An 8,839-nucleotide genomic window follows, 5' to 3' on the forward strand; every position below is an offset into this window, starting at 1 on the left:
ATATTCCAGGCACACCCCCCCCCCCTCCGGCGGGGGGGGGGAGGGATTTCGGGGGCAGTGGGGACTTCTGACCTCAGAAGAGGTCAGTCGTTGTTGCCGTTGCCCATGCCCGGGGTCGTCTTCTGGATCTGGAGCAGGAACTCCGCGTTGGACTTCGTCTGCTTCATCTTGTCCAGGAGCAGCTCGATCGCCTGCTGCTGGTCGAGCGCGTGCAGCACCCGGCGCAGCTTCCAGACGACACCCAGCTCGTCGGCGCCCATGAGGATCTCTTCCTTACGGGTACCGGACGCGTCCACGTCCACCGCCGGGAAGATGCGCTTGTCCGCGAGCTTGCGGTCGAGCTTGAGCTCCATGTTGCCGGTGCCCTTGAACTCCTCGAAGATCACCTCGTCCATGCGGGACCCGGTGTCCACCAGAGCGGTGGCGAGGATGGTCAGCGAGCCGCCGTCCTCGATGTTGCGGGCCGCACCGAAGAAGCGCTTCGGCGGGTACAGGGCAGTCGAGTCGACACCACCGGACAGGATGCGGCCGGAGGCCGGCGCCGCCAGGTTGTACGCACGGCCCAGACGCGTGATCGAGTCGAGCAGCACGACGACGTCGTGGCCCAGCTCGACGAGGCGCTTGGCGCGCTCGATGGCGAGCTCCGCGACCGTGGTGTGGTCCTCGGCCGGACGGTCGAAGGTCGAGGAGATGACCTCGCCCTTGACCGAGCGCTGCATGTCGGTGACCTCTTCCGGACGCTCGTCGACCAGGACGACCATCAGGTGGCACTCGGGGTTGTTGTGCGTGATCGCGTTGGCGACCGCCTGCATGATCATGGTCTTACCGGTCTTCGGCGGGGCCACGATCAGACCGCGCTGGCCCTTACCGATCGGCGACACGAGGTCGATGATGCGGGTGGTCAGAACGCCCGGGTCCGTCTCCAGACGGAGGCGGTCCTGCGGGTACAGCGGGGTGAGCTTGTTGAACTCCGGGCGGCCGCGGCCCGATTCGGGCGCCATGCCGTTCACGGAGTCGAGACGCACGAGCGCGTTGAACTTCTCGCGACGCTCGCCGTCCTTGGGCTGGCGCACCGCACCGGTGACGTGATCGCCCTTGCGCAGACCGTTCTTGCGGACCTGGGCGAGGGAGACGTAGACGTCGTTGGGACCCGGCAGGTAGCCCGACGTACGGATGAAGGCGTAGTTGTCGAGGATGTCGAGGATGCCCGCGACGGGGATCAGGACATCGTCCTCGGAGACCTGGACGTCGGGGCCGCCCATCTCGTCACGGCCACGACGCCCACGGCGGTCGCGGTAGCGGCCGCGACGGCCACGGCGTCCGCCCTCGAAGTCGTCGTCGTCCTGCGGGCCGTTGTTGCGGTCCTGACGGTCCGACCGCTCCGACCGGTCCGCCCGGTCCTGACGGTCCTGTCGGCCGCCGCCCTGCTGGCGCTGGCCCTGCTGCTTGCCGCCCTGCTCGTCGCGGTTGCGGTCGCGACCGCGGTCGCGGTCACGGCGGTTGCCGCGCTCACGACGGCCCTCGGCGTTGTCCTCGCCCTTGGCCTCGGACTTCTCGCCGGCCTGCTCGGACTTCGCCTCGGTCTTGGTCTCGCCCTTGGCCTCGGCGGTCACGGTCTCGGGGCTGCCGGCGTCGGCGGTGGCACGACGGCGGCGGCGCTCGACGGGAGCGTCGTCGGAGGCCGGCTGACCCGGAATCTCGATCTGCTTGGGAGCGGAGGCCTCGACGGCCTTCTCCTCGGCGGCGGCCGGCTTGTCGGCGGCGGCCGCGTCCGTGCGGGCCTTGGAGGTCGCCCGGCGCTTCGGCTTGGACTCGGTGCTGGTGTCCCCCGACGCCTTCGCCGGGGCGGAGCCGCCGGCCTGAGCTTCCTTGATGACCTCGATCAGCTGGCTCTTGCGCATCCGCGCCGTGCCCCTGATCCCGAGGCCCGATGCGACCTGCTGCAGCTCGGCCAGCACCATGCCCTCGAGGCCGGTACCGCGGCGCCGCCGCGTGGTGGGCGCGGCAGAGGCGTCCGTGGCGGGCGCGGCGCTGTCACTCACGCCCATCAGATCGGTGGTGTCGCTCACGAAGGGTCCTTCCCTGGAGCGGACGTCGGCCTGTCTGGCTCGGCGACCGGTTGTGCTGTCCGGCGGTGGTCCTCAGGTGCGGACCTGCCGGGGCGGTGGTCCCGCCTCAAGCGGCGGAAGAGTCTGTGGTGACGGCGATTCCCGAAGCTGTGCCACCCGTACGTGCTGTGTCACTGGGCTGGGTCACACCGGTTCCGGAGCGTGCTCGCCAAAGGTCAGTGCAGTGCACAGAGCAGTTGGGGAAGCTCCCGGAAGAAGGGTTGTCCCGAGACGGGACAGGAAGCACCACGCCATTCGTACGTCGGGTGCAGACTTGAGGTTAACACTACCGGATCCAACAAACATTCCCCCTCTCCTGCTCCGGCATACGTGTGTCAGGACGCAAGCGGCAACACGCTCGCTCCGCCGGAATCAAGGGCCAGACGGTTGGCCGCCCACCCCTCGCCGGCGACCTGGGCGACCTTGTCGGCCGTCGCTTCATCGACCAGCGCGAGCACCGTGGGGCCCGCGCCGGAGATCACTGCGGGCACGCCGTCGGCGCGCAGCCGCTCCACCAGGGCGGCGCTCTCCGGCATGGCCGGGGCGCGGTACTCCTGGTGCAGACGGTCCTCGGTGGCGGGCAGCAGCAGCTCGGGGCGCCTGGTCAGGGCCTCGACGAGCAGGGCCGCACGGCCCGCGTTGGCGGCGGCGTCGACGTGCGGGACGCTGCGTGGCAGCAGGCCGCGTGCCGTTTCGGTGAGGACGGGCTTTCCGGGGACGAACACCACCGGAACGACGGAGTCCGCGACGTCCAACCGGATCGCGCGGGCCGAACCCGCGTCCATCCAGGCGAGCGTGAATCCGCCGAGCAGGCAGGGCGCGACATTGTCCGGGTGGCCCTCGATCTCGGTGGCGAGCTCGAGCAGCGCGGTGTCGTCGAGCTTGGCGTCGCCGCCTATGGTCACGGCGCGGGCGGCCATGATGCCGGCACAGATGGCGGCCGAAGAGGAGCCGAGGCCGCGGCCGTGCGGAATGCGGTTGGCGCAGACGACCTCGAGGCCGCGCGGCTGTCCGCCGAGCAGGTCGAACGCGGTGCGCAGCGCACGTACGAGCAAATGGGACTCGTCGCGCGGCAGGGTGTCCGCCCCTTCGCCCGCGATGTCCACGTGCAGCCCGGAGTCGGCCACGCGCACGACGACATCGTCGTAGAGCCCCAGCGCGAGGCCCAGGGCGTCGAAGCCCGGGCCGAGGTTCGCGCTGGTGGCGGGGACGCGCACCCTTACGGCGGCGGCGCGGAAGGCGGGACCGGCCATCGCTCGCTGACTCTCCTTGCTTGTGCTGCGGGATTGTTCACGGTGGTGCTGGGGTTCGCCGGGACTTCTCCGGCCGTACGAGCGGTACGTACGGGAGAGGTTCCGGCACCCGGAGGCCGACAACAGGCGGCACCGGCCGCCAACGGCTGGCATATGCGGCGGGCGGGTTTGGTACAGCCTATCGAAGGAAGGTTCTGTGGCGACATAGGGCGCACAGGAGGCGCACGATGCGTGTCGCGAGCCCCTTGTGCACCCCCTGCGCGGACTTGAGGCGTATTGCCCCAGGCCCTCAAGTGCTAGGCGAGACCCAGCCGTTCGGCGGCGGCGGCCGCGTCGACCGGGACGGTGACCGGCTGCGGAGCACCCGCGACCGCCCAGTCCGGGTCCTTGAGGCCGTTGCCCGTGACGGTGCAGACGATGCGCTGCCCCTTGGCGAGCCTGCCGTCCTCGGCGGCCTTGAGCAGACCGGCCACGGAGGCGGCCGACGCGGGCTCCACGAAGACACCCTCGCGGGAGGCCAACAGCTTGTAGGCGCGCAGGATCTGACGGTCGGTCACATCGTCGATGAAGCCGCCCGACTCGTCGCGCGCGGCCTCCGCGTACTGCCAGGAGGCCGGGTTGCCGATCCGGATCGCGGTGGCGATCGTGGAGGGGTCCTTCACGATCTCCTTGCGCACGATCGGGTTGGCGCCGGAGGCCTGGAAACCCCACATGACGGGCGTGTGGGTGGCGATGCCGTCGGCCGCGTACTCCTGATAGCCCTTCCAGTACGCGGTGATGTTGCCCGCGTTGCCGACCGGCAGGACGTGGATGTCGGGGGCGTCGCCGAGGCGGTCCACGATCTCGAACGCGGCGGTCTTCTGGCCCTCGATACGCACCGGGTTGACCGAATTGACCAGCGCCACCGGGTAGTTCTCGGACAAGTTTCGCGCCAGCACGAGGCAGTCGTCGAAGTTGCCGTCGACCTGGAGGATCTTCGCGCCGTGCACCAGGGCCTGGCCCATCTTGCCGAGCGCGATCTTGCCCTGCGGTACGAGGACGGCGCTGACCATGCCGGCCTTGCCGCCGTAAGCGGCCGCGGAGGCGGAGGTGTTGCCGGTGGAGGCGCAGATGACGGCCTTGGCGCCCTCCTCCTTGGCCTTGGAGATCGCCATGGTCATCCCGCGGTCCTTGAAGGAGCCGGTCGGGTTGGCGCCCTCGACCTTGAGGTGGACCTCGCAGCCGGTGAGTTCGGAGAGCACCTCCGCGCGGACGAGCGGAGTGCCGCCCTCGCCGAGCGTGACCACGGGCGTCGCCTCGCTGACGGGCAGCCGGTCGCGGTACTCCTCGATGATCCCGCGCCACTGGTGGGCGCCGGTAGAGGTGGCGGTCATGTCTGGTTACTCCCCTTCGACACGCATGATGCTGGCGACACCCCGCACGGTGTCGAGCTTGCGCAACGCCTCGACGACCCCGGACAGGGACGCGTCGGACGCGCGGTGGGTGACGACGACGAGGCTCGCCTCGCCGTCCTTCCCCGACTGACGGACCGTATCGATCGATACGCCGTGCTCGGCGAAGACCGTCGCGACCTGGGCGAGGACACCCGGCTTGTCGGCCACGTCGAGGCTGATGTGGTAGCGCGTGACGACCTCGCCCATCGGGCTGACCGGGAGGCGGGTGTACGCGGATTCGCCGGGTCCGGTGGACCCGTCGAGCTTGTTGCGGCAGACGGCCACGAGGTCACCGAGGACCGCGGAGGCGGTGGGCGCGCCACCCGCGCCGGGACCGTAGAACATCAGCTGTCCGGCGGCCTCGGACTCGACGAAGACCGCGTTGTACGCCTCGCGCACGGACGCGAGAGGGTGGCTGAGCGGGATCATCGCCGGGTGGACCCGGGCGGTGACGGACTCGCCGTCCTCGGCCCGCTCGCAGATCGCGAGCAGCTTGATGGTGCAGCCCATCTGGCGCGCCGAGGCGAAGTCCGCGGCGGTCACCTCGGTCATGCCCTCGCGGTACACGTCGTCCAGGCGTACGCGGGTGTGAAAGGCGATACCGGCCAGGATCGCGGCCTTGGCGGCGGCGTCGAAGCCCTCGACGTCGGCGGTCGGGTCGGCCTCGGCGTAGCCCAGGGCGGTGGCCTCGTCGAGGGCCTCCTGGTAGCCGGCGCCCGAGGAGTCCATCTTGTCGAGGATGAAGTTCGTGGTGCCGTTCACGATGCCCAGGACACGGTTGACCTTGTCGCCCGCGAGCGACTCGCGCAGCGGGCGGATCAGCGGGATCGCGCCGGCCACGGCGGCCTCGTAGTACAGGTCCTCGCCGTGGTCCTCGGCCGCCTTGTGCAGGGCCGCGCCGTCCTGGGCGAGCAGCGCCTTGTTGGCCGAGACCACCGAGATGCCGTGCTCGAAGGCGGTGGTGATGAGGGTGCGGGCGGGCTCGATGCCGCCGATGACCTCGATCACGACGTCGATGTCGCCCCGTTTGACCAGGGCGGTGGCGTCGGTGGTGACCAGCGCGGGGTCGATGCCGGCGCGCACCCGGTCGGGACGGCGCACGGCCACGCCGGCGAGCTCGACGGGGGCGCCGATCCGGGCTGTGAGGTCGTCCGCGTGCGTCGTCATGATGCGGGCTACTTCGGAGCCGACGACTCCACAGCCAAGGAGCGCCACCTTCAGCGGACGCGTACGCATCATCCGACCTCGATTCTTGAACTTCTGCGGTTGGTCCAGTCTCACGCACCGGACCCGGGTTTCCGTCCCGGGTCCGGATAATGAGACGTCGATTTCATTTCGATGAGCACCGCGGACCGGAAATCCGGCGTCCGCGAGCCCTTTGCTGCCGTGTGTCTTACGTCGGGCGCGGTCGGCTGCCTTTGCCTGACGCGGTCAGCCGACGTCCAGGGCGAGCAGGTCCTCCTCCGTCTCGCGGCGGATGATCACGCGCGCCTCGCCGTCGTTCACCGCCACGACCGGGGGCCGCAGCGCGTGGTTGTAGTTGCTCGCCATCGAGCGGCAGTACGCGCCCGTCGCCGGCACCGCGATCAGGTCGCCCGGGGCCAGATCGGCCGGCAGGAACGCGTCCTTGACCACGATGTCTCCGCTCTCGCAGTGCTTGCCGACGACGCGGGAGAGCATCGGCTCGGCGGTGGAGGTGCGCGAGACGAGGGCGACGCTGTACTCGGCGTCGTAGAGCGCGGTGCGGATGTTGTCCGACATGCCGCCGTCGACGCTCACGTACGTCCGCAGGCCCTCGAGGTGCTTGATGGTGCCGACGCGGTAGAGCGTGAACGCGGTCGGGCCGACGATGGCCCGCCCCGGCTCCACGGAGATACGGGGGGTGCTGAGCCGCGCCGTCTCGCACTCGCGCGTGACGATCTCGGCCAGGGCCTTGGCGATCTCGTGCGGCTCGCGCGGGTCGTCGTCACTCGTGTACGCGATGCCGAGGCCGCCGCCGAGGTCGATCTCGGGCAGCTCGACGCCGTGCTCGTCGCGGATCTGGCCGAGCAGCTGGACGACGCGGCGGGCGGAGACCTCGAAGCCGGCCATGTCGAAGATCTGCGAGCCGATGTGGCTGTGGATGCCGAGGAGTTCGAGACCGTCGAGCTTCAGCGCGCGCCGTACGGCCTCGGCCGCCTGGCCGCCGGCGAGCGCGATGCCGAACTTCTGGTCCTCGTGCGCGGTCGCGATGAACTCGTGCGTGTGGGCCTCGACGCCGACCGTCACACGGATGAGGACGGGCTGGCGCCTGCCGAGCCGCTGGGCGATGTGCGCGACGCGCGCGATCTCCTGGAAGGAGTCGAGCACGATCCGTCCGACCCCTGCCTCGACGGCGCGCTCGATCTCCGCCTCGGACTTGTTGTTGCCATGGAAGGCGATGCGTTCGGCGGGCATCCCGGCGCTCAGGGCGGTGGTCAGTTCTCCGCCGGAGCAGACGTCGAGGTTGAGGCCCTCCTCGTACAGCCACTTGACGACGGCGCGCGAGAGGAAGGCCTTGCCGGCGTAGAAGACATCGGCCTCGGTGCCGAAGGCCTCGCGCCAGGAGCGGCACCGGGCGCGGAAGTCGGCCTCGTCCATGAAGTACGCGGGTGTGCCGAACTCCTCGGCCAGGCGCGCCACTTCGATACCGCCGACGGTCAGGGCGCCCTGCTCGTCCCGGGTGACCGTGCGCGACCAGACCTTGGGGTCGAGGACGTTGAGGTCGGCGGGCGGGGCGCTGTAGTGACCCTCGGGCAGGACGTCGGCGTGACGGGGCCCGGCGGGGTGGGCGGAACGGCTCATCTCTTCTGTGTCTCTCTCAGAGGTGTTCGGGGGCGTCGATGCCGAGCAGGGACAGGCCACCGGCCAGCACCGTCCCGGCGGCTTCGGCGAGCGCGAGCCGGGCGCGGTGGGCGGCCTCGGGTTTCTCGTCCCCTTGCGGCAGGACGGCCGGCTGCAGGTCGAGGAACGCGTCGGCGACCGCGATCAGGTGCCGGGTGAGGCGGTCGGGGGCGCGGTGGTGGGCGGCCTGGGCGAGGACTCGGGGGTGGTCGGCGAGGGTTGCCTGGAGGTTGGCGAGGGGTGCCTGGCCGGCGAGGGGTGCCTGGCGGTTGGCGAGGGGTGCCTGGCGGTTGGCTGTTGCGGTTGGTACGGCTGTTGCGGTTGGTACGGCTGTTATGGCTGTTACGGGGCCGGGGTCGGCGGTGAAGCCCAGGTCGGCGGCGTTGCGGGTGAGGGCGTGGGTGCGGGCGTGGGCGTAGCGGACCCGGAAGAGGGGGTTGTCCTCGTGCTGCACGAGCAGGTCATCGGTCAGCCGGGGGCGGTCGTGGGCCGCGGCGTGGAGCAGGGCCCAGCGGGTGGCGTCGGGGCCGAGATCTGTCGTGGGTTCCGGCGCGGGCACGGGTTGCGTGAGCGCCAGGCCGGGGGCGGGCGGGGTGCCGTGGGCGTCGATACGGAGGCCGAGGGCGGCCCACTCCGCGGGGAGCTCCTGCTCGCACGTATGACGGACGAGGGCGCCCTGGGACCGCAGGATCCGCCGGAGGGCGTCGCACCAGACGGCGGCGCGCAGGTCGCGGCGGAAGTGCAGCTGGACGATCTGGCCGGTGGGGCGGGGGGCGTGACCGTAGCGGGTGCCTGCGGCGCGGATCTCCCGTACGAGGGACTGGCCCTGACACTGGTCGCCGTCGAGCGTGATGTTCAGGAAACCGGGGCCGGTGATCTCGACCTGGGTGATCCCGGGCTCGCGGGTGAGTTCATCGGCAAGCATCCGCGCGATCTCACGCGGAGGGCGCTTGGCGGCCCCCGCGAGCTGCAGCGCGGCATTGGTCGCGTAATCCCCGCGCCCACCGGGCCGCGGCCGCTCGACCACGATCCGCTCGGGCACGGCCGCACTCAGCTCCCCACGCTCAACGGCGTGGCGCACCGCGCGCAGCACGGTGCGGGAGAGATCGGCGGGGGTCACGGGACAAGCGTAGGGGAGGTGGGGGGTGGGTAGGCGAGTCGGTTTCGGATGGGGAGACGGGGG

At 70.8% G+C, this 8,839-nt stretch carries 6 protein-coding genes; all 6 read right to left on the reverse strand.

Annotated elements, in window-relative coordinates; genetic code table 11:
* Positions 1 to 83: 83 nt before the first annotated feature.
* The 6 genes from rho to nrtL all read right to left on the reverse strand — a co-directional run bounded on the left by rho (position 84) and on the right by nrtL (position 8,776).
* On the reverse strand, positions 84 to 2,069 hold the full coding sequence (gene rho / locus JAO81_RS01875; protein ID WP_199545931.1) for a transcription termination factor Rho: 1,986 nt from the start codon (positions 2,067 to 2,069) through the stop codon (positions 84 to 86).
* 374 nt (positions 2,070 to 2,443) lie between these two features.
* The gene (gene thrB, locus JAO81_RS01880) at positions 2,444 to 3,361 is read right to left on the reverse strand and encodes a homoserine kinase (RefSeq protein ID WP_199545932.1); all 918 of its coding nucleotides are present in this window, start codon (positions 3,359 to 3,361) and stop codon (positions 2,444 to 2,446) included.
* A 296-nt stretch (positions 3,362 to 3,657) separates the two neighbouring features.
* Positions 3,658 to 4,734, reverse strand: coding sequence for a threonine synthase (gene thrC, locus JAO81_RS01885; RefSeq protein WP_199545933.1), 1,077 nt, complete (start codon positions 4,732 to 4,734; stop codon positions 3,658 to 3,660).
* 6 nt (positions 4,735 to 4,740) lie between these two features.
* Entirely contained in the window at positions 4,741 to 6,033 is a 1,293-nt protein-coding gene (locus JAO81_RS01890; protein ID WP_199545934.1) for a homoserine dehydrogenase, read from the reverse strand.
* A gap of 192 nt (positions 6,034 to 6,225) precedes the next feature.
* The gene (gene lysA, locus JAO81_RS01895; protein WP_199545935.1) at positions 6,226 to 7,617 is read right to left on the reverse strand and encodes a diaminopimelate decarboxylase; all 1,392 of its coding nucleotides are present in this window, start codon (positions 7,615 to 7,617) and stop codon (positions 6,226 to 6,228) included.
* A 16-nt stretch (positions 7,618 to 7,633) separates the two neighbouring features.
* Positions 7,634 to 8,776, reverse strand: coding sequence for an ArgS-related anticodon-binding protein NrtL (nrtL, locus tag JAO81_RS01900; protein WP_199545936.1), 1,143 nt, complete (start codon positions 8,774 to 8,776; stop codon positions 7,634 to 7,636).
* Positions 8,777 to 8,839: the final 63 nt, after the last annotated feature.

The sequence above is a fragment of the Streptomyces sp. N35 genome, from assembly GCF_016464295.1.
GTDB lineage: Bacteria > Actinomycetota > Actinomycetes > Streptomycetales > Streptomycetaceae > Streptomyces.

Excerpts from the sequence above, each read along its gene's own strand:
- thrB (WP_199545932.1), bottom strand. The coding sequence starts at position 3,361 with ATGGCCGGTCCCGCCTTCCGCGCCGCCGCCGTAAGGGTGCGCGTCCCC.
- thrC (WP_199545933.1), bottom strand. The coding sequence starts at position 4,734 with ATGACCGCCACCTCTACCGGCGCCCACCAGTGGCGCGGGATCATCGAG.
- JAO81_RS01890 (WP_199545934.1), bottom strand. The coding sequence starts at position 6,033 with ATGATGCGTACGCGTCCGCTGAAGGTGGCGCTCCTTGGCTGTGGAGTC.
- lysA (WP_199545935.1), bottom strand. The coding sequence starts at position 7,617 with ATGAGCCGTTCCGCCCACCCCGCCGGGCCCCGTCACGCCGACGTCCTG.